Here is a 21362-nt window from a genome sequence, read left to right as displayed (position 1 = left end):
CGTAGTGAGTTTTTACACATCTATTATCAGGGAGAAGTCGCATGGGGACGTCTTTAGGCTTGGGATTAGGCAGGTTAAGCAAGCGCTGGCAGACACTGACCGTTGGCCTGGCGTTACTTTGCCTGAGTGGCTGTGATGATCCTAAACCTAAAGATCCCCCTAAAACGCCCCCTGCGCAAATCGCTGAGAAAGCCACTGCGCCAAAAGCCGCCGAGGCTGTGATGCCCAGGCTCGACAATGCTCAACGTGAAGCTTTGGCTAAAAAGAGTGCGGGGCAGCCTCTTTCGCTGTTGGATGCTTCCGAGCTGCAGCTCGACGGTGCCAGTGCATGGGTCCTGACCTTTTCTGTGCCCCTCGATCCGGCACAGAATTTTGCTTCGCTGGTGCATCTGGTCGATACCAAAAGCGGAACCCCAGACGGTGCGTGGGAGCTGTCCGACAGTCTCACCGAACTGCGTTTCCGCCATCTGTTGCCTGACCGTCAGCTGGTGGTCACGGTTGACGGCGCTCTTAAAGGGCTCAACGGCGCACAGCTGGGGGCTGAACAGCAAAAGACCCTCACCACCCGTAATATTGAGCCTAGCGTTGGGTTTGCCAGCAAAGGATCCCTGCTGCCCACCAGACTGGCAGAAGGTTTGCCGGTTATCGCCTTGAATATTAATAATGTGGACGTGAATTTCTTCCGCATTAAAAGTGCGGCGCTGCCGGAGTTTCTGGCTGACTGGCAATCGAACAGCGCACTTTCATCCGGAGAGTCTGACACCCTGCTGAAGCGGGCCGATTTGGTTTACACCGGCCGTTTTGCGCTAAATCCTCAGATTAATACCCGCGAGCACCTGCTATTACCGATCGGCGGTATTGATGCGCTGAAGCAACCGGGTGTCTATCTTGCCGTGATGCAGCAGGCGGGGCGCTACAGTTACACCAATCCGGCGACGCTCTTCACCCTCAGTGATATCGGTGTTTCGTTACACAGCTACAGTCAACAGGTTGATGTCTATACTCAGGCGCTTGAGGCGGGCACACCGCTGGCAGATATTCATTTGCAGACGCTTGACGAGAAGGGCCACCCGCTGGCGCAGGGTAACACTGACGCTCACGGGCACGCGCAATTCGCCAAAGATCCAAAGGCGGTCTTGCTGTTGGCACAGCACGGCGGCGAAACCAGTCTGATTAACCTCAATGAACCGGCGCTGGACCTGGCCGAGTTTGATATTGCCGGACCCCAGGGTTACAGCAAAACGCTTTTCGCCTTTGGGCCAAGAGATTTATACCGCCCGGGTGAAACACTGCTGCTGAATGCCTTACTGCGTGACGCTGACGGCAAACCCGTGACGGCGCAGCCGGTGAAGACGCAACTGATCAAGCCCGATGGTCAGGTTGCCCGCACCTTTATGTGGCAGCCGCAAAACGGCCTTTACCAGTACCAATATCCTATCCCGCAAGACGGGCCAACCGGCGACTGGAAGGTCAGCTTCAACCTTGGCGATAATCAGCTGCGCTATTACCCTTTCAAGGTTGAAGACTTTATGCCAGAGCGAATGGCGCTAGATTTGAGCAGCAGTCAGGAGCCGGTTCTCGGCGATGCTGCGGTGACCTTTGATGTCACGGGCCGCTATCTCTATGGGGCACCGGCTGCGGGTAATCGTCTTCAGGGGCAGCTGTATTTGCGTCCGCTGCGTGAGGCGGTACCTTCCTTGCCGGGCTATGAGTTCGGGGCTATCAATGAAGAAAACCTCTCACGAACGCTGAGCGACGTTGACCAGACGCTAGACGCCGAGGGGAAAGGCGCTGTTACCGTTGAAAACAGCTGGAATACGGTGCGTTCGCCTTTGACGGTGATTCTGCAGGCCAGCCTGCTGGAGTCGGGTGGGCGTCCGGTAACACGGCGGGTCAGTCAGGCAGTCTGGCCTGCGGAGGTCTTGCCCGGTATTCGCCCCTTGTTCAACAAACAGGATATTTACGACTATCGCACCGACAAGACGGTATCGCAGGCGGTGGTTGATGAAAACAGCCAGGCGGATTTTGAGATTGTTTCTGTTAATAAAGCAGCACAGAGGCTCGCGGCGAAAGGTCTTGAAGTTCGGCTGGTGCGCGAACGTCGCGACTATTACTGGCAATGGTCCGAAAGCAGCGGCTGGCAGTCGCTGTACGATAAAAAGGATCTGGTGCTGGCCCGTCAGCAGATAGATATTGCCGCCGACGGTTCGGCAAAAGTCAGCTTCCCAGTCGAGTGGGGCGCTTACCGTATTGAAGTTGAAGATCCGCAAACTCATCAGTTGAGCAGCCTGCGCTTCTGGGCCGGCTACAGCTGGCAGGACAATACCGACGGTACGGATGCCGTGCGCCCCGATCAGGTGAAACTAAAGCTCGACAAACCGTCCTATCAGCCGGGTGAGCGCGCAAAAATACATATTCAGGCTCCGGCGGCAGGTAAAGGCTATCTGTTGGTAGAGTCGAGCGATGGTCCGCTCTGGTGGCAGGAGATTGACGTGCCTGAGGCAGGCGTCGATATTGATGTGCCGATTAATAGTGAATGGCGACGCCACGATCTCTATTTCAGCGCGCTGGTACTGCGTCCCGGTGACAAAAAGCAGCAGTCGACGCCAAAGAGGGCGGTCGGTTTGTTGCATATACCTTTAGCCTCCGAGGGCCGCAAGCTAAGCCTACAGCTCGATGCCCCAGCCAAGATTCGTCCGAACCAGCTTCTGACCGTCAAAGTCAAAGCCTCGGTGGAGGGCAAGGCGGTTCCACACTCCATTAATCTGCTGCTGTCGGCGGTGGATGCTGGCGTGTTGTCGATTACAGGTTTCAAGACTCCCGATCCTTACGACGCCTTCCTGGGGCGTAAACGTTATGGGGTCGATCAATACGACGTCTACGGCCATTTGATCGAAGGAAAGGGCAGAATGGCCAGCCTGAGTTTTGGCGGCGACGGCGATGAAGATCCTCTTTCGCGCGGCGGTCAGAAGCCAGTTACCGAGGTGACCATTGTCGCTCAGCAGGCAGTCCCTGTGACGCTCGACGACAATGGCGACGGTGAGGTACAGATCCCTATCCCTGATTTTAACGGCGAGCTGCGCCTGATGGCTCAGGGCTGGAGTGACGAAGACTTTGGCAGCGCAGAGTCGAAAGTTGTGGTGGCTGCCCCCATCATTGTTGAGCTTGCAACGCCACGCTTTATGGCAGATGGCGACAGCGCAAATCTGGCCCTTGATGTCACCAATCTCTCGGGCGCTGTGCAAACTTTCAACGTTGAGGTCGTTACCGACGGCTTAATTCAGCTTGTCAATTCAACGGCCGGGCAGAGCGTTTCGCTGGCACAAGGCGAGCGCAAAACCCTGTCAGTCGCTGTGAAAGCGCTGTCAGGCTTTGGTGCGGGGCAGGTGAGCGTCAAGGTCAGCGGCATGACATTGCCGAACGAGAAACTTCAGGACTACCACCGAAGCTGGTCGATTGGCGTGCGGCCTGCTTTCCCGGCGCTGACGCGTAACTTCGCGACCGTACTTCATCCGGGAGAAACCTGGCAGTTGTCGTCTGACGCCAATGCGCAGCTGGTGCAAGAGACGCTACAGGGGCGCTTAACGCTCAGCAGCAAACCGCCGCTGAATCTGGCACGTTATATCAGTGAACTGCTGGCCTATCCTTACGGCTGCCTGGAGCAAACGACCAGCGGTCTTTATCCGTCGCTTTACACCAGCCGTGCACAGCTGGCGGCGTTGGGAATCAAGACCTCGACCGACGATGTACGCCGTCACAACATCGATATTGGCATCGACAGACTGTTAGGTATGCAGAAAGAGAGCGGTGGCTTTGGCCTGTGGAATAAAGACAGCCCTGAGGAGTATTGGCTGACCGCATATGCGACTGACTTCTTGGTTCGTGCCGCGCAGCAGGGCTACAGCGTGCAAACGGAAGGGCTGGAGAAGGCCAAAAAACGCCTGCAGCGCTATTTGCAGGACCCGAATCAGATAGACGTTCGCTACAGTTCGCAGCCAGACAGTACACGCTTTGCCGTTCAGGCTTATGCTGGGCTGGTGCTCGCCGGTCAGCAGCAGGCACCGTTGGGTGCACTGCGCCAGCTGTTTGACAAGCGCAGTGCGGCACAGTCGGGCCTGCCGTTGGTTCAACTGGGTATTGCGTTGAAAATGATGGGGGACATGCCCCGTGCTCAAACGGCGATTGCCGAAGGCGTTGCCAAAGTTCGACCAGAGAAAGATTACTGGCTCGAGGACTATGGCAGTCCGCTGCGCGACAATGCGTTGATCCTGTCGCTGCTGAGTGAAAACAATATGTTGCCGGACGTCCGCGACCGCCTGTTGCTGACGCTTTCCGAAAGTCTTAACGGTCAGCGTTGGTTGTCTACTCAAGAAAGCAATGCGCTGTTTATGGCCGGTCGTGGGCTCCTTGGCAGCGCGGAGACGCCGTGGCAGGTGACAATAGACGGAGATTCGCAGGCGTTGTCCTCGACCTCGGCAGTGACCCGTTCATTCAATGCTACAGCCCTGCATCAGCCGGTTATGCTGAAAAACAGCGGTGATACTGCGGTGTACACTCGTTTTGATATCACCGGTTATCCTCCGCAGGCACCCGCTGAAAGCGGCAACATTTTGCATATTAAACGCAATTATCTCGGCATGGACGGGCAACCGATATCACTGGCGTCGCTTGAAAGTGGCAGTCTGGTGGTTGTGCATCTTGACGTTTGGGCCGACACGCACGTGCCGGATGCGCTGGTAGTCGATCTTCTGCCCGCAGGTCTTGAACTCGAGAACCAGAATCTGGCCGAAAGTAGCGCTAGCCTGGGGGATGCGGCCAGTAAACTGACTGAACTGATGGGCGATATGCAGCAGGCGAACATCAAGCATCAGGAATACCGAGATGACCGCTATGTCGCTGCTATCGACGTCGATGGCTACCGCCATGTGGCACTGCTGTATCTCGCCCGTGCAGTAACGCCGGGCAGCTATTCCTTGCCTGCTCCGCAGGTCGAGTCCATGTATGTTCCTGCATGGCGGGCTACCGGTGCGACACCGCAACAGATGAATGTACGCTAGGCGAGGAGATCCCGGGCAATGAAAGGTCTCAGCGGTGAGCGCGGCTTCTTTTGGCTGAGAATCGCGCGTTTTTTTTTCCTGCTGATACTGACGGGAGGCGCGCTGCTGTGGGCGGCAAACCGTATCTGGCCACTGCCTCTGCAAGAGCTGCCGGTCGCGAGAGTGGTGACCGCAGAGGACGGTACGCCGCTTTGGCGCTATGCCGATGCACAGGGTGTGTGGCGTTATCCCGTTAAACTGGATCAGGTCTCGCCGTACTATTTGCAGGCGCTGTTGACCTACGAGGACCGCTGGTTCTGGGATCATCCCGGCATTAATCCGCTGTCGCTGCTGCGTGCCAGTTGGCAAAATATTCATCACGACGGCATCGTTTCAGGCGGAAGTACGCTGTCGATGCAGGTCGCGCGGCTTATCTGTCCCCATCCGCGCACTTTTGCGGGCAAACTGCGCCAGATTGCCCGTACTCTCCAGCTCGAGTGGACGCTGTCGAAATCGCAAATTCTTGAAATTTATCTTAATCGTGCCCCCTTCGGCGGTACCTTACAGGGCATAGCGGCGGCCAGCTGGACCTATCTGGGCAAACCGCCTTCTGAGCTAACGCCAGGCGAGGCGGCGCTGCTGGCCGTTTTACCGCAGGCACCGAGTCGGCTGCGTCCCGACCGATTCCCCGAACGCGCTCGTGCCGCAAGAGACAAGGTGCTCTCCAGACTGGCGGAGTATCACGTCTGGCCGCAGAGGCGCGTCGACGAGATTCGTCAGGAGTCCATCTGGCTTGCCCCGCGTCAGGTGCCACAGCTTGCCCCGCTGCTGGCGAGAAGGCTCACTAGCCATAATAACCGCACCATCGTGACCACAACGCTCGACGCTAATCTGCAAAGGCAGCTTGAGGAGCTGGCGGCAGGCTGGAAAAACCAGCTGCCGGCGAAAACCTCCGTCGGGGTTATCGTGGTTGAAAGTTCGACGATGGCGGTAAAGGCCTATCTTGGCTCGGTCGATTTCAAAGACAGCAGCCGCTTTGGGCAAGTCGATACGGTCAGCGCATGGCGCTCGCCGGGGTCAACCCTCAAGCCTTTCCTCTATGGGCTGGCGCTGGACGATGGCTTGATAACTGCGGAGTCGCTGTTACAAGACGTACCAAGGCGCTTCGGGGATTATCGTCCGGGCAATTTTGACACCGGTTTTCATGGGCCAGTCAGCGCCAGCGAAGCGTTGGTCAGGTCGCTCAATCTCCCTGCTGTGCAACTGCTCGATGCTTACGGGCCAAAACGTTTTACTGCGAATTTACGCAACGCCGGTATTCACCTGCGTTTTCCCGCTAACAGTGACCCCAGTCTGGCGGTCATATTGGGTGGCACAGGATCGCGGCTAGACCAACTGGCACAGGCTTACAGTGCGCTGGCGCGGGGCGGTAAGGTCGCCAGATTACGCTTTGAACCTCAACAGCCTTTGGTCGAACGCAGGTTGATGTCGCCGGGAGCGGCATGGATTATCCGACGTATCCTGGGCGGGCAGGCACTCCCGCAACCCGACAATACGTTGCCCGGCACGGTTCCATTGGCATGGAAAACGGGCACCAGCTACGGCTATCGCGATGCGTGGGCGATGGGGGTGAATCCGGGATATATCATCGGCGTGTGGGTAGGGCGCCCTGATGCCACGCCGGTTGCCGGTCAGTTCGGCTATGCTACGGCAGTGCCGCTGCTCAATCAGGTGAACAATTTGTTGGTCAGCTCTGCGCGTTACAGCCTGAAGATGGCGGTGAGTGACCCGCGTCCGCCATCGGTTGGGATTGCCACGCTGTGCTGGCCCGGCGGACAGCCGCTCAAGGCGGGTGACACCAACTGCCGCCAGCAGCGCCAAAGTTGGACGCTCGACGGCACGCTGCCGCCCACGCTCCCAGCGCCTGGGCAGGAGTCGCAGGCCGGGAGTCTGATTACGCTGTGGGTCAATTCACAGGGCCAGCAGGTCGCGGCCAACTGCCCGAATTCTCACGCTACTCAGGTGGCGCTATGGCCGACGCCGCTCGAACCCTGGCTGCCGCCCGAAGAGCACCGTAGTCAGCGTTTGCCGCCGCATGACGCGAGCTGCCCGCCGCTGGGCAAATCTGCAGTACAGCCGCTTTTGCTATTGGGAATACGCGATAACGCGATCCTCAAGCCTCTGCCGGGGCAACGCAGTCTCTCTCTGCGAATCGAGTCGCAGGGCGGGGCTGGGAGACGTTGGTGGTTCCTCAATGGCGAGCAGGTGGAGAACGGCGCCGACAATCGAATCTTTCAGGCCACGCTAAGCCAGCCGGGCCAGTATCAACTGTCGGTGCTGGATGAGAGCAGTCAGGTTAGTACGCTCAATTTCACCCTTGATTAATGATTTTGTTTATAGAAAATGAGGCCTTTGCGCCACAAAGTGAATCAGTGACACATTTTTTTAATCAAATGTTGTTATTCCTGTAGGCAAGCGTTACTTAGCCCCCTATAATCGGCGCCATTTTCCGGCAGTGTTAACATTTAATCGACCTGCACAAACTCTAAAGTCAGACAGAGGTTTTTTTATGACTATCGAACGTACTTTCTCTATCATCAAGCCAAACTCCGTAGCTAACAACGACATCGGTGCTATCACTGCGCGTTTCGAACGTGCTGGCTTCCAGATCATCGCTTCTAAAATGATCCGTCTGAGCAAAGAAAAGGCTGAAGGCTTCTACGCTGAGCACAAAGGTCGTCCATTCTTCGACGGTCTGGTAGAGTTCATGACCTCTGGTCCAGTTGTTGTTCAGGTTCTGGAAGGCGAAAATGCCGTTCAGCGTAACCGTGACATCATGGGCGCAACCAACCCAGACAACGCTCTGGCGGGTACTCTGCGTGCTGATTACGCTGACAGCTTCACTGCTAACGCCGTTCACGGTTCTGACGCGGTTGAGTCTGCACAGCGCGAAATCGCTTACTTCTTCGACGAAAGCGAAATCTGCGCTCGTTAATAAGAAGTTAGGTTTAGGTCGGTTTACTACGCTAATTGGCTGATACAATAAATTTGTATTAGCTGGCTTTCATTAATAGCCACCTCGCCTTAAAATTTGTACAATGTTGCGCCCCAAGGGTTTTACTCTTTGGGGCGTTTCATTATTTCTGTAGTGGTTTGAGCAATGAGCATTCGTGGGCGATTTAAGGCCCGCACTTCCTTCGAGCCATAACGTGTAACAACGAGGCCAATAAAAATATGTCCAGTACCATCGAATTAGATATTCCGGTTCTCAGCTCGTCTGAAATCGACTCCCTGAACGTCATCCGCGCTGAAAATGCTGCTAAAGCAGAATTAGCTGAGAAATCAGCGGCCCCGGTGAGCGCCAAAATTAACCTTCTGGATTTGAACCGCAAACAGATGCGCGAGTTTTTCATCAAAATGGGTGAAAAACCGTTCCGTGCGGATCAGGTCATGAAGTGGATGTACCATTACTGTAGCGATGATTTCGAGGAAATGACCGATATCAATAAAACGCTGCGTAACAAGCTGGCGAGCGTTGCCGAAATCCGTGCTCCGGAAGTTGCCGTTGAGCAACGTTCTGCAGATGGCACCATCAAATGGGCTATCCAGGTCGGCAATCAGCAGGTTGAAACTGTTTATATTCCTGATGGCGATCGCGCCACGCTGTGTGTGTCCTCACAGGTAGGCTGCGCGCTGGAATGTACTTTCTGCTCAACCGCTCAACAGGGCTTTAACCGCAACCTGCGCGTTTCTGAAATCATCGGTCAGGTCTGGCGTGCCGCGAAGATTATCGGTGCGGCAAAAGTTGCCGGTACTCGTCCAATCACCAACGTGGTGATGATGGGCATGGGTGAGCCGCTGCTTAACCTGAACAACGTGGTTCCCGCGATGGAAATCATGCTCGACGACTTCGGTTTCGGGCTGTCAAAACGTCGCGTGACCCTGTCTACTTCCGGTGTGGTTCCTGCGCTGGACAAGCTGGGCGACATGATCGACGTGGCGCTGGCTATCTCCCTGCACGCACCGAACGATGAAATTCGTGACGAGATTGTGCCGATCAACCGCAAATACAACATCGACACCTTTCTGGCTGCCGTTAATCGTTATTTGGGGAAATCTAACGCTAATCAGGGTCGCGTTACCGTTGAATACGTTATGCTTGACCACATCAACGACGGTACCGAGCACGCGCACGAGCTGGCTGAAAAGCTGAAGGATACGCCGTGCAAGATTAACCTGATCCCATGGAACCCCTTCCCGGGGGCGCCATACGGTCGCAGCTCCAATAGCCGCATCGACCGTTTCTCCAAGGTGCTGATGGACTACGGCTTTACCGTTATCGTGCGTAAAACGCGCGGCGACGATATCGATGCCGCCTGCGGACAGCTGGCGGGCGAAGTTATTGACCGTACCAAACGTACTTTGAAGAAAAAAATGGCCGGTGAATCTATTATGGTTAAAAGCGTATAAATAGATCGTGGTTCTGAGCTTGCATGGGTCTTCTTATCGGTAGAAGGGTAAAAGGATTTAATATGGCGATAATGCAGTGGAAAGGGTTCTTCGCCGCGAGCGCGGCAGTCTGTCTTCTGGCGGCCTGTTCGGGTTCAAAGCAACCGCCGGTCGAGGCCGCCTCGGGCGCGCCTCAAACCCAACTTCAGTTGGGAATGGAGTATTTGTCGCAGGGGAACATGCCTGCGGCAAAGGCCAATCTGCAACAGGCGGTCGACGCCTCGCCTCAGGATTATCGTAACCAGCTGGGAATGGCATTGTATGAGCAAAAAAACGGCAATAACGACGCCGCGCAAAGCCGCTACCAGCAAGCGTTAAAGCTCGCCCCTCAAAATGGAACTGTCCTGAATAATTACGGTGCGTTTTTGTGTAGTTTAGGGCAGTATGTACCGTCACAACAGCAGTTTAGCATCGCTGCCCGTTTACCTGATTCCGGTCCGGTAGCTGACAGTCTTGAAAATGCAGGCTACTGTTTTCTGAAGGCTAATCAGTATGATGAAGCAAAAGTGTTGTTGAGTCAGGCGCTGAAAAACGATCCTGACAAAGGCACGCCTTTGATGACTCAAGCCAACGGGCAGTTTAAAGCAGGGAATCGCGCCGACGCGCAAGTATTACTGGATGTATATCAACATGTTCTGCCAGCCAGCGCTGACAGTCTTATGTTACAAATTCGTTTCGCGGCGTTAGCAGGCAAACCGGACAACGTTCAACGTTACGGCAAGCAGCTTGCGCGGAATTTTCCACAATCCCAACAGTACCAGCAGTTCTTAGCTAATGAATACTGAAGCCACTCAAGATAAAAGTACTAAAGTGACCGCGGGTGAGCGCCTGCGTCAAGCTCGTGAGCAGTTGGGACTCAGCCATCAGGCTGTGGCAGAACGTCTTTGCCTGAAGCTTTCGACTATTCGCCAAATCGAAGAAGGAAATACGCCAACCGACCTGGCGCCGACTTTCTTGCGCGGTTATATCCGCTCTTACGCAAAACTGGTCCACGTTCCTGAAGAGGAACTGGCATCGTTAATTGGCAAGCAGGCGCCAATCAATGTGCCAAAAGTGGCTTCTATGCAGGGCGTATCGTTACGCAAGTCGCGCAAAAAGCGTGATGGCTGGCTGATGGGCTTTACCTGGTTGATAGTTTTCGTGGTGCTCGGCCTGACCGGCGCATGGTGGTGGCAAAACCATCAGGCGCAGCAGGAAGAGATTGCCAATATGGCGGACCAATCTACCGCACAGCTAAACCAGGATAATGCTCAGGGGCAGTCAATTCCCTTGAACACCGGTAGCGCATCTTCTACAACCGCAGCCCAACCTGCTGCTCCAGCGACTGCCTCTGGCAACGCTGCGGCTACGCAGGCGCAAAACGCTGTGCCGCTGAATACGACGCCAGATACCGCTGCAAACGCGGATCCAGCGCAGACTCAGGCCCCGGCTGCGGACACTACAAGCCAGCCGAACTCGGCTGAGACTCCGTCTTCTGCATTGCCAACCGGTGATGCACAGGCTAGCGCCACTGCGGCTGATGCAGACGCTGTGGCAATGACTTTCAAAGCAGACTGCTGGTTGCAGGTTAACGACGCTTCCGGAAAAACATTGTTCAGCGGCGTGAAGAAAGGCGGAGAAACGCTAAACCTGAAAGGTAAAGCGCCGTATAAATTGAAAATCGGTGCACCTGGTGCCGTCGAGATTCAATACCAAGGTAAGCCGGTTGATCTAAGCCGTTTTGTTAAATCAAACCGTGTTGCTCGTCTGACTTTAGCCGCTCAGTAACAGCGTCTTGACTCTGGCCTGCCCTTGCAAGAGGGCAGGCCAGGACGATCGCAACGATGGAGAGTACAAATGCATAACCAAGCACCCATTACCCGTCGCAAATCAACCCGGATTTACGTCGGCAAGGTGCCTGTCGGTGATGGTGCACCAATCGCGGTGCAATCAATGACCAACACCCGCACCACCGATGTCGCCGCAACCGTCGCTCAGATTAAAGCCCTTGAGCGCGTCGGTGTGGACATTGTTCGTGTTTCTGTTCCAACCATGGACGCTGCTGAAGCCTTCAAGCACATCAAACAGCAGGTTAACGTTCCGCTGGTTGCCGATATCCATTTCGACTACCGCATCGCCTTGCAGGTTGCCGAATACGGCGTGGACTGCCTGCGTATTAACCCGGGCAATATCGGTAATGAATCGCGTATTCGTTCAGTCGTTGACTGCGCGCGCGACAAAAATATTCCTATCCGTATCGGTGTGAACGGCGGCTCACTGGAGAAAGATCTCCAGGAAAAATATGGCGAACCTACGCCTCAGGCCCTGCTGGAATCAGCGATGCGTCACGTCGATATCCTCGACCGACTGAACTTCGATCAGTTCAAGGTCAGCGTTAAGGCGTCTGACGTTTTCCTGGCCGTCGAATCTTATCGTCTGCTGGCCAAGCAAATCGTGCAGCCCCTGCACCTCGGTATCACCGAGGCCGGTGGCATGCGCAGCGGCTCGGTAAAATCAGCGATCGGCCTCGGCCTGCTGCTGTCTGAAGGTATCGGCGATACGCTGCGTATTTCACTGGCGGCGGACCCGGTAGAAGAAGTGAAGGTTGGCTTTGATATCCTCAAGTCGCTGCGTATTCGCTCGCGCGGGATTAACTTTATCGCCTGCCCGACCTGTTCTCGTCAGGAATTCGACGTGATAGGCACCGTCAACGCGCTGGAACAGCGTCTTGAAGACATCATCACCCCGATGGACATCTCGATCATCGGCTGTGTGGTGAACGGTCCGGGTGAAGCGCTGGTTTCTACCTTGGGCGTGACCGGCGGTCATAACAAGAGTGGTTTCTACGAAGACGGCGTTCGTCAAAGAGAGCGTTTTGATAATGAGCTGATGATCGATCAGCTTGAAGCGAAGATCCGCGCCAAAGCGGCCCTGATGGATCAAAGTAAGCGCATCGTTATCAATCATCTCGAAAAGTAACCTGAGCTCGCGCTGCATTGCCAGCGCGCCTGCCCTTTGGGCTGAATTAGACTGAACCCGATATGAGGCGTTGACGTATCCGCATTGAACCTCAGGATACAAAACCCCTATAATCGGGTTCATTTTTATAAAAAAAGATAGAGAACTGACGTGGCAAAGAACATCCAGGCTATCCGCGGCATGAACGATTATCTGCCAGCAGACACTGCACTGTGGCAGCGTATTGAAGGTACGCTCAAGCAAGTCCTTGGCACCTACGGCTACAGCGAAATCCGTATGCCGATTGTAGAGCAGACCCCGTTATTCAAACGCGCGATCGGTGAAGTCACCGACGTGGTTGAAAAAGAGATGTATACCTTCGAGGACCGCAACGGCGAGAGTCTGACCCTGCGCCCTGAAGGCACCGCTGGCTGCGTTCGTGCCGGCATCGAGCATGGTCTGCTGTACAATCAGGAACAGCGTTTGTGGTACGTCGGACCCATGTTCCGCTATGAGCGTCCGCAAAAGGGCCGTTACCGTCAATTCAATCAGCTGGGTGTCGAAGTGTTTGGCCTACAGGGTCCAGATATCGACGCAGAGCTTATCATGCTTACCGCCCGCTGGTGGCGTGAACTGGGCATCGCCGAGCACGTTTCCCTCGAGCTGAACTCTATCGGTTCACTGGAAGCGCGCTCCAACTATCGTGATGCGCTGATCGCCTTCCTTGAGCAACATATTGAAAAGCTCGACGAAGACTCTAAACGTCGTATGTATACCAACCCGCTGCGCGTTCTGGACTCTAAAAATCCAGAGGTTCAGGCATTACTGAACGATGCACCGGAGCTGGCGGACTACCTCGACGAAGAATCTCGCGAACACTTTGCAGGTCTGTGTGAACTTTTAGGCCTCGCAGGTATCCCATATACGGTCAATCAACGTCTTGTACGCGGTCTGGACTATTACAACCGTACCGTATTCGAGTGGGTAACCACCAGTCTTGGTGCGCAGGGGACAGTCTGTGGCGGCGGTCGCTATGACGGTCTGGTTGAGCAGCTTGGCGGGCGTGCGACCCCGGCAGTAGGTTTTGCCATGGGTCTTGAGCGTCTGGTGCTGCTGGTTCAGGCCGTTAATCCTGATTTCAAGGCGCCGCCAACGGTCGATGCTTACGTGATTTCTTCCGGTTCGGGCACGCAGGGCGCGGCGATGCAACTGGCTGAAAAACTGCGTGACGCACTGCCAGAGCTGAAAGTCATGACTAACTACGGCGGCGGCAACTTTAAAAAGCAGTTTGCCCGTGCCGACAAATGGGGGGCGCGTATCGCCCTGGTATTAGGCGAGGACGAAGTCGCGGCTCAGCAGGTCGTCGTTAAAAATCTGCAAAGTGGTGAGCAAGAAACGCTGGCGCAGAGCGATTTGGCTGTGCGTCTGGCCTCGATGTTAGGTTAAGGAGAAGGACCACGTGGAAGTCTATACCACTGAAAATGAACAGGTTGATGCCGTCCGCCGCTTCTTTGCCGAGAATGGTAAAGCGCTGGCTATTGGCGTCGTCGTGGGTATTGCTGCCTTAGGCGGTTGGCATTACTGGCAGACTCATGAGAACACCGCTCTGACCGAAGCCTCGGCGTCTTATCAGCAGGCAAGCACTGCGCTGACGTCTAACAAAGCCGATGGCGTGGCCAATTTAGAGAAGTTTGCTCAGACCAACAGCAACAGTTATGGCGTTTTTGCTGCCTTGCAGCTGGCCGATCACTTCGTTGAGGCCAAAGATTTCGTTAATGCCGAAAAACAACTGACGCAGGCGAGCCAGCTGACTAAAGACGAAAACTTATTATCACTGGTTAACTACCGTCTGGCACGCGTTCAGCTGCAACAAAACAAGCTGGATGACGCGCTGAAAACCCTCGACAACGTCAAGGGCGACGGCTGGATGGCGATGCAACAAGAGGTCCGCGGTGACGTTCTTCTGGCGAAGGGCGATACCAAAGGTGCCAGGGATGCATACAGTAAAGGCCTTGATTCCAAGCCATCTCAAACGCTGCAGACTTTGCTGCGTATGAAATTGAATAACTTATCCAGCTAAGGGGAACCCCGATGCAATTGCGTAAAACACTCTTGGTGGGATGGGTTTCTGTTGCCCTGCTGAGCGGCTGTTCATTGTTTGGCGGCGAAGAAGACGTCGTTAAAATGTCCCCGCTGCCAAAAGTTGAAAATCAGTTTACGCCGACCGAAGTGTGGAGCACTTCCGTGGGTGATGGCGTAGGTCAGTATTATTCTCACCTGCATCCGGCCTGGCAAGACAACACCATTTACGCCGCCGACCGTTTTGGTATCGTGAAGGCGCTGGACGCCAGCAACGGCAAAGAGAAGTGGAAGGTTGACCTGTCCGAAAACCCGGGCTTCTTCTCTAGCAACATCTCCGCCGAGCTCTCTGGCGGCGTGACCGTTGACGGTTCAAACCTGTATATTGGCAGCGAAAAAGCCGTCGTTTACTCGTTGAACACCGCTGACGGCAAGCTGGCGTGGAAAACAACCGTAGCCGGTGAAGCCATTTCTCGTCCGGTAGTCAGCGGCGGTCTGATCTTGATTCACACCAGCAACGGTATTCTGCAGGCGCTGAACCAGAAAGACGGTAGCATCGCGTGGAGCGCCAACCTCGATATGCCAACGCTTTCCCTGCGTGGTGAATCGGCGCCAGCCGTTGCCTTTGGGGCTGCCATCGTTGGCGGTGACAACGGTCGCGTCAGCGCGGTGCTGTTGAAAGAAGGCCAGATGATCTGGCAGCAACGTATTTCTGAGCCAAGCGGTGCGACCGAAATCGACCGTCTGAGCGACATCGATACCACGCCTGTTATCGTTAACGGCGTCGTATACACCGTTGCCTACAACGGCAATCTGGTGGCGATGGACCTTCGCTCCGGTCAGATCATGTGGAAGCGTGACGTCGGTTCGGTTAACAACATCGTGATCGACGGTGACCGTATTTACATGGTCGACCAGAATGACCGCGTGATGGCACTCAACACCCAGGGTGGTGTCACTATCTGGACGCAAAGCGCACTGCTTCACCGTCTGGTGACCGCTCCAGTGCTGTACAACGGCTATCTGGTGGTTGGCGATGCTGAAGGCTATCTGCACTGGATGAACACCAATGATGGTCGCTTTGTCGCCCAACAGAAAGTGGACTCCTCTGGCCTGTTGAGCGCGCCGATTGTGGCAAGCGACAAGCTGGTTGTGCAGGCTAAAGGCGGCGAGGTTTACTCCTTCCAGCGTTAATCCCCTGCGTCCTGGACGCTGTAGCTGCGTTGGCTTTGCTCACGCACCCTGGCTACAGCGTCAATTACTTGGGTATATGCTTTGGTTATATGCCCAAATGATTTAAGATGCGGGTATAATAGCTACGCCATTAAACGGCTCCTGAATTGCTCAGGGGCCGTTTCGTATTCTAAAAACAGCAAGAATGGTTACCCCTTTTCTGTTGTAAGAAATTGAATTTTAATGATTTGCATTATAGCGGTTGGATGTTGTAGCCCGTCGGGTTACGCATGTTTATCGGCTATAAAAAAATGAGGCTTCAAAAATGATACCTGTCGTCGCGCTAGTTGGGCGCCCGAATGTGGGTAAATCCACCTTATTTAACCGTTTGACCAAGACGCGTGATGCGTTGGTGGCGGATTTCCCCGGGCTAACGCGTGACCGCAAGTATGGTCGTGCCGAAATCGAGGGCAACGAATTCATTATTGTTGATACCGGTGGTATCGACGGTACCGAAGACGGTGTTGAAACTCGCATGGCGGGTCAATCCCTGCTGGCAATCGAAGAAGCAGATATCGTGCTGTTCATGGTGGATGCTCGTGCGGGCGTGATGCCTGCGGATCAGGGCATTGCCCAGCATCTGCGCAGCCGTGAAAAAGCCACTTTCCTGGTTGCCAACAAAACTGACGGTCTCGACGCAGACAGCGCGACCGCAGATTTCTACTCTCTCGGTCTGGGCGACGTCTATGCTATCGCAGCCTCTCACGGCCGCGGCGTAACGCAGCTTATCGAGCACGTGCTGGTGCCGTTCGTCGGTGAAAAACCTGAACAAGTCGAGCTGACCGAAGAAGAGGCCAACGCCGCTTACTGGGCAGAGCAACTGGGCGAGAACGAAGACGAGATCCCGGCCGACGTTGAAGAAGACTTCGACCCGACTACCTTGCCTATCAAACTCGCGATCGTGGGCCGTCCAAACGTCGGTAAGTCAACGCTGACCAACCGTATTCTGGGTGAAGACCGCGTTGTCGTATACGACATGCCGGGCACCACCCGTGACAGCATCTACATTCCGATGGTCCGTGACGAGCGTGAATACGTGCTGATCGACACCGCCGGTGTGCGCAAGCGCGGTAAAATCACAGAAACCGTCGAGAAGTTTTCGGTTATCAAAACCCTACAGGCGATTGAAGACGCCAACGTGGTGCTGTTGGTCATTGACGCACGCGAAGGTATTTCCGATCAGGACCTTTCTCTGCTCGGCTTTATCCTCAACAGCGGCCGCTCACTGGTTATCGCGGTGAACAAATGGGACGGAATGTCTCAGGAAGCGCGTGATGCGGTGAAAGATACCCTGGACCTGCGTCTTGGCTTTATCGACTTCGCGCGTATCCACTTCATCTCCGCATTGCACGGCAGCGGCGTAGGTAATCTGTTCGAATCAATCAACGAGGCTTACCACTGCGCGACTAAACGTGTGAGCACCTCGATGCTGACCCGTATTATGCAGATGGCGGCAGACGACCACCAGCCACCGCTGGTCAACGGCCGTCGCGTGAAGCTGAAATATGCCCACGCCGGGGGTTATAACCCGCCAATCGTGGTTATCCACGGTAATCAGGTGAAAGACCTGGCCGACTCCTACAAGCGCTATCTGATGAACTACTTCCGTCGTTCACTGGAAATCATGGGTACGCCAATCCGTATCCAGTTCAAAGAGGGTGAGAACCCGTTTGAAGGCAAGCGTAATACCCTGACGCCAAACCAGATGCGTAAGCGTAAACGGCTGATGTCGCACCTGAAGAAAAAATAATCGCGACCCTTTAACGCGATAAACAGAACTGCATCCCAACTTTTGGACTCGAGTCTGAAACATTAAGATGCAGTTTTTTATTGTTAACTCCAGCCCCCAGCATGACCCGCTCTCCCGCCGATTTTTCCTGCGCTCTCACTTTTCACAAGGCCCTAAAAAAGCAGTCCCTGACACAGTGACTATAATTTTTTGGTAACCCTTTTTTTTGTGAGTATTAAATGGAGAGTCGTTAATGTCAGATCATAAAGATAATACAGGAAGTAAACATGGTGACCTGGAAAACAAAACCGCCTCTGTGAAACCCCATCTGCAAGACACTGCCCCGAAAGGCGCACCGATAAAACCGCAAAAAAGCGTGAGTCCACCCGGTGCGGAGCCGACCTTTGCAGGCAGTGATAAAACCCCGTCGACCACCAACGCCAAACTAGAACAACTTGATGCTTATCGTGAAGACCCGGACGGCCAGGCATTACGCACCGATCAGGGCATCAAAATCTCTGATAACCAAAACTCGTTGAAAGCCGGTGCACGCGGTTCTACGCTGCTCGAAGACTTTATTCTGCGAGAAAAAATCACCCACTTTGACCACGAGCGCATTCCTGAAAGGATTGTTCACGCGCGCGGTGCGGCGGCACACGGCTATTTTCAGGTTTATCAGTCACTGCATGCGCTGACCAAGGCGGGTTTCCTTACCGATCCTGGGCTGGATACGCCGGTATTTGTACGCTTCTCTACCGTACAGGGCGCTCGGGGTTCGGCAGACTCGGTAAGGGATATCCGTGGATTCGCCACCAAATTTTATACCCAAGAGGGTAACTTTGATCTGGTGGGCAACAATACCCCGATATTCTTTATCCAGGATGCCATCAAGTTTCCCGACTTTGTGCACGCCGTAAAACCGGAGCCACACAATGAGATCCCGCAGGGACAGAGTGCCCACGATACCTTCTGGGACTACGTGTCGCTACAGCCTGAAACGCTGCACAACGTGATGTGGGCGATGTCCGACAGGGGTATCCCGCGCAGTTATCGCATGATGGAGGGCTTCGGGATCCACTGCTATAAGTTGATCAACGCCGAAGGCAAGAGCCACTTCGTCCGATTCCACTGGAAACCGACCTGTGGCGCGGCATCGTTGATTTGGGACGAAGCCCAAGTGTTGACCGGCAGGGATCCTGATTTCCATCGTCGCGAGCTTTGGGAATCTATCGAGGCGGGCGACTTCCCAGAGTTCGAGCTTGGCCTACAGATAATCCCGGAAGAGGACGAATTCAAATATGACTTTGATATCCTCGATCCCACCAAGTTGATCCCTGAATCACTGGTGCCGGTGCAGATAGTCGGCAAGATGGTGCTGAATCGCAATCCTGACAACTACTTTAGTGAAACCGAGCAGGTCGCCTTCTGTCCCGGCAATATCGTACCTGGCCTGGACTTCTCCGACGATCCGCTGCTGCAGGGCCGTTTATTCTCGTATCTGGACACGCAAATCAGTCGCCTTGGCGGCCCCAATTTCCATGAGATCCCTATCAATAAACCCGTGTGCCCGTTCCATAATCATCAGCGAGACGGCATGCACAGAATGGGGATTTCGGGTAAAGCGAACTACGAGCCTAACTCCATCAACAACAACTGGCCGCGTGAAACGCCGCCGGCCAAAAAGGACGGCGGTTTCGCCACCTCTCCACAGCCGCTGAACGGGCAGAAGGTGCGCGTCAGAAGCGAATCCTTCAATGACTATTATTCCCAGCCGCGTCTGTTCTGGCAGAGCCAGACCCAATTCGAGCAGGATCATATCGTTGGTGGCTTCAGCTTCGAGTTGGGCAAAGTTGTGCGTCCGTGGATTCGTGAGCGCGTCGTTGATGAACTCACTTATATCGATGGTGATTTAGCGGCCCGCGTGGCGGCAAATATCGGCCTTGAGCTGAGTGACGAGCAGCGTGCGCATCCGATCCCGAAAGACGTTAACGGCCTGAAAAAAGATGACGCATTGAGCCTGTACGGCGACAAAGTGCATCCGGTGAAGTCCCGTCAGGTGGCGATTCTGGTTGCCGACGGCGTCTGCGGTGATTCGGTTGAGAAAATTACCGCTGAGCTAAACGCGCTGGGGATTCATACCAAGATTTTTGCGCCACGTCTGGGCAAAATCAAAACGCTGCAGGGTAAAACGGTGAATGCCGACGGCACCATTGAGGGTAACCCTTCGGTGCTGGTCGATGGCGTCATCGTTGCTACCGGCAAGGACAGCATCGAGGCTCTGAAGAAAAATGGTAATGCCAAGAACTACCTGCTTCAGGCCTTCAAGCACCTGAAGGCGATCGGCTTACAGGGCGATGCGTTGAAGCTGTATGAGGCGCTGCCGCTGCCGAAACCGGATGAAGGCGTCATTGTGGATGACGATGCCAAACAGGTGGCCGACAAGTTTATCGAGGTGCTGAAGAAACACCGCGTCTGGTCACGCGAGGCCGCCGCACAGGAAGTTCCTGCCTAGTAAAGGTATCACCAGCGTTGTTTAGAGGCTCCCTGCTTATGAGGGGGCCTTTTTTATATTTTCAACCGCAGGGCTGAGGGGGATTTTTTACCGGTGTGATGTGTTAATCCGAATCTGCTTTCTGGTTAGTTTGATGCAGGACCTGGTGTGTTGATCATTGGCGATTCGGCTGGGGATCATAAAGTTGGTGCTGACGCAGTGCGATCGGTCGCGCACTGGCTTTTCTGACCGACTCACGTACCACCAGTTTGCCCTGCAACAGCTGAGTGGTGAAGGGGGCGTCTGGGCGGAAGATGCGTCGTTGTAACAGAGCAATCGCTTCTGCGCCGAGCTCGTCGCGGGGAACCTGAACCGCCGTCAGTGCAACGTCGTGAATTTCAGCCAGATTAAAGCCGTCGGTGCTCATGACGCTGATATCGCGCGGCACCGATAATCCTCTCTTACGCAGCGCCGCCACTGCACCCGCCGCCATAAAGTCGCCTCCCGCAAGAATGGCCGTCGGCAGCGGTGCACCATCTTCCAGACTGTCGATGTACTCAAGCAGCGTTTGCTCGGCCTCCTGCGCGCCAAATCCTGATGTGCTCAACAAATGCTGGCTGTCGCTGAAGGTTTGATGATTGCGTGTAAAGGCGTTTTTAATGCCGTTGAGGCGCAGTTCCATGGTCTGCCGACGCAGACATTGTAGCGTCACGATATGTTGATGCCCCTGGGCAAAAAGATAGTCACAGGCGAAGTCACCCATGCTTTGATGATCGGGTGACACGCTGTCGTGGCGCATCAGCCGGTCCTGACAGTTCACCAGTACGCAAGGTTTGCCGACGTCATTGGCCAACTGATGGATATGTGGATCGTCGATGCCGACCAGCAGTACGGCGTCGGCCAGCGGGTCAGTCATCTTGGCGATAAATAGCGCCGCATCGGCGTTCTCCTCTTCCATCGCGAAATACCGCACCCGCACCTCGTGGTGTGCGGTAGCGGCGAGGATCCCCTGAATCAGCTTGTAGTAAAAGATATCGCTACGCACGTCGAACGCCCGTGCCGGAGCAAACAAAATGAGGTTGTTGAGCATCAGTCTGCCGGTCGAGAGGTCATCGAGGGTGCCCTGTGAGCGAGCACAGGCCAAAACGCGCTGTCGTGCCTGCGCGCTGGTATTGCTTTTTCCGGCCAGAACCCGTGAAACCGTGCTGATTGACAGCCCCGTTTGGTCAGCAATTTGCTGGATATTTAACTTTCCTTTCAAACTGTGATCTCCTTCAAATTCATCCATGCAAATTTTTTCACCAGAGGCGAGGCCGAGTGGATAAGCTCTCGGACGACCCTGTTTCGG

At 54.8% G+C, this 21362-nt stretch carries 13 protein-coding genes; 12 read left to right on the top strand and 1 reads right to left on the bottom strand.

The window, feature by feature from the left end; all coding sequences use genetic code 11:
• Positions 1-41: 41 nt before the first annotated feature.
• From BS640_RS05300 to katE, 12 genes are all read left to right on the top strand, one after another.
• A complete protein-coding gene (locus BS640_RS05300) occupies positions 42-5057 on the top strand; it encodes an alpha-2-macroglobulin family protein (protein ID WP_084912131.1) in 5016 nt (1671 codons plus the stop codon).
• A gap of 18 nt (positions 5058-5075) precedes the next feature.
• Positions 5076-7421 carry a peptidoglycan glycosyltransferase PbpC gene (pbpC, locus tag BS640_RS05295; RefSeq protein ID WP_084912130.1) on the top strand — a complete coding sequence of 782 codons (2346 nt, stop codon included), beginning with the start codon at positions 5076-5078 and terminating at the stop codon, positions 7419-7421.
• 184 nt (positions 7422-7605) lie between these two features.
• Positions 7606-8031 carry a nucleoside-diphosphate kinase gene (ndk, locus tag BS640_RS05290; protein WP_017490187.1) on the top strand — a complete coding sequence of 142 codons (426 nt, stop codon included), beginning with the start codon at positions 7606-7608 and terminating at the stop codon, positions 8029-8031.
• Between the two features lie 239 nt (positions 8032-8270).
• Complete coding sequence (rlmN, locus tag BS640_RS05285; RefSeq protein ID WP_017490186.1) at positions 8271-9506, top strand: dual-specificity RNA methyltransferase RlmN; 1236 nt, start codon at positions 8271-8273, stop codon at positions 9504-9506.
• Between the two features lie 62 nt (positions 9507-9568).
• Positions 9569-10330, top strand: a complete 762-nt coding sequence (gene pilW, locus BS640_RS05280) for a type IV pilus biogenesis/stability protein PilW (RefSeq protein ID WP_139802774.1) — start codon at positions 9569-9571, stop codon at positions 10328-10330.
• Positions 10320-11312 (top strand): cytoskeleton protein RodZ, encoded by a 993-nt coding sequence (gene rodZ / locus BS640_RS05275; RefSeq protein ID WP_017490184.1) that lies wholly within the window; start codon positions 10320-10322, stop codon positions 11310-11312. Before pilW ends, rodZ begins: the two co-directional genes overlap by 11 nt.
• A 69-nt stretch (positions 11313-11381) precedes the next feature.
• Positions 11382-12503 carry a flavodoxin-dependent (E)-4-hydroxy-3-methylbut-2-enyl-diphosphate synthase gene (gene ispG / locus BS640_RS05270; protein WP_017490183.1) on the top strand — a complete coding sequence of 374 codons (1122 nt, stop codon included), beginning with the start codon at positions 11382-11384 and terminating at the stop codon, positions 12501-12503.
• A gap of 150 nt (positions 12504-12653) precedes the next feature.
• A complete protein-coding gene (gene hisS / locus BS640_RS05265) occupies positions 12654-13928 on the top strand; it encodes a histidine--tRNA ligase (RefSeq protein WP_084912129.1) in 1275 nt (424 codons plus the stop codon).
• A gap of 13 nt (positions 13929-13941) precedes the next feature.
• The gene (locus tag BS640_RS05260; RefSeq protein ID WP_084912128.1) at positions 13942-14562 is read left to right on the top strand and encodes a YfgM family protein; all 621 of its coding nucleotides are present in this window, start codon (positions 13942-13944) and stop codon (positions 14560-14562) included.
• Positions 14563-14573: 11 nt separating this feature from the next.
• Positions 14574-15755 (top strand): outer membrane protein assembly factor BamB, encoded by a 1182-nt coding sequence (bamB, locus tag BS640_RS05255; RefSeq protein WP_084912127.1) that lies wholly within the window; start codon positions 14574-14576, stop codon positions 15753-15755.
• A 304-nt stretch (positions 15756-16059) separates the two neighbouring features.
• A complete protein-coding gene (gene der / locus BS640_RS05250) occupies positions 16060-17544 on the top strand; it encodes a ribosome biogenesis GTPase Der (protein ID WP_017490179.1) in 1485 nt (494 codons plus the stop codon).
• A 232-nt stretch (positions 17545-17776) separates the two neighbouring features.
• A complete protein-coding gene (gene katE, locus BS640_RS05245) occupies positions 17777-20035 on the top strand; it encodes a catalase HPII (RefSeq protein ID WP_084912126.1) in 2259 nt (752 codons plus the stop codon).
• A gap of 154 nt (positions 20036-20189) precedes the next feature.
• Here katE and BS640_RS05240 read toward each other — a convergent pair whose 3' ends face one another.
• The gene (locus BS640_RS05240) at positions 20190-21275 is read right to left on the bottom strand and encodes a LacI family DNA-binding transcriptional regulator (protein WP_026110302.1); all 1086 of its coding nucleotides are present in this window, start codon (positions 21273-21275) and stop codon (positions 20190-20192) included.
• Between the last annotated feature and the right edge of the window lie 87 nt (positions 21276-21362).

Origin of the sequence: Rouxiella badensis (genome assembly GCF_002093665.1) — a bacterium.
Classification (GTDB): domain Bacteria; phylum Pseudomonadota; class Gammaproteobacteria; order Enterobacterales; family Enterobacteriaceae; genus Rouxiella; species Rouxiella badensis.
This window is presented reverse-complemented; position numbering and strand designations above follow the sequence as displayed.

Coding starts and splice junctions, on each gene's coding strand:
- ispG (WP_017490183.1), top strand. CDS start 11,382: ATGCATAACCAAGCACCCATTACCCGTCGCAAATCAACCCGGATTTAC.
- der (WP_017490179.1), top strand. CDS start 16,060: ATGATACCTGTCGTCGCGCTAGTTGGGCGCCCGAATGTGGGTAAATCC.
- bamB (WP_084912127.1), top strand. CDS start 14,574: ATGCAATTGCGTAAAACACTCTTGGTGGGATGGGTTTCTGTTGCCCTG.
- rodZ (WP_017490184.1), top strand. CDS start 10,320: ATGAATACTGAAGCCACTCAAGATAAAAGTACTAAAGTGACCGCGGGT.
- BS640_RS05300 (WP_084912131.1), top strand. CDS start 42: ATGGGGACGTCTTTAGGCTTGGGATTAGGCAGGTTAAGCAAGCGCTGG.
- katE (WP_084912126.1), top strand. CDS start 17,777: ATGTCAGATCATAAAGATAATACAGGAAGTAAACATGGTGACCTGGAA.
- pilW (WP_139802774.1), top strand. CDS start 9,569: ATGGCGATAATGCAGTGGAAAGGGTTCTTCGCCGCGAGCGCGGCAGTC.
- ndk (WP_017490187.1), top strand. CDS start 7,606: ATGACTATCGAACGTACTTTCTCTATCATCAAGCCAAACTCCGTAGCT.
- pbpC (WP_084912130.1), top strand. CDS start 5,076: ATGAAAGGTCTCAGCGGTGAGCGCGGCTTCTTTTGGCTGAGAATCGCG.
- rlmN (WP_017490186.1), top strand. CDS start 8,271: ATGTCCAGTACCATCGAATTAGATATTCCGGTTCTCAGCTCGTCTGAA.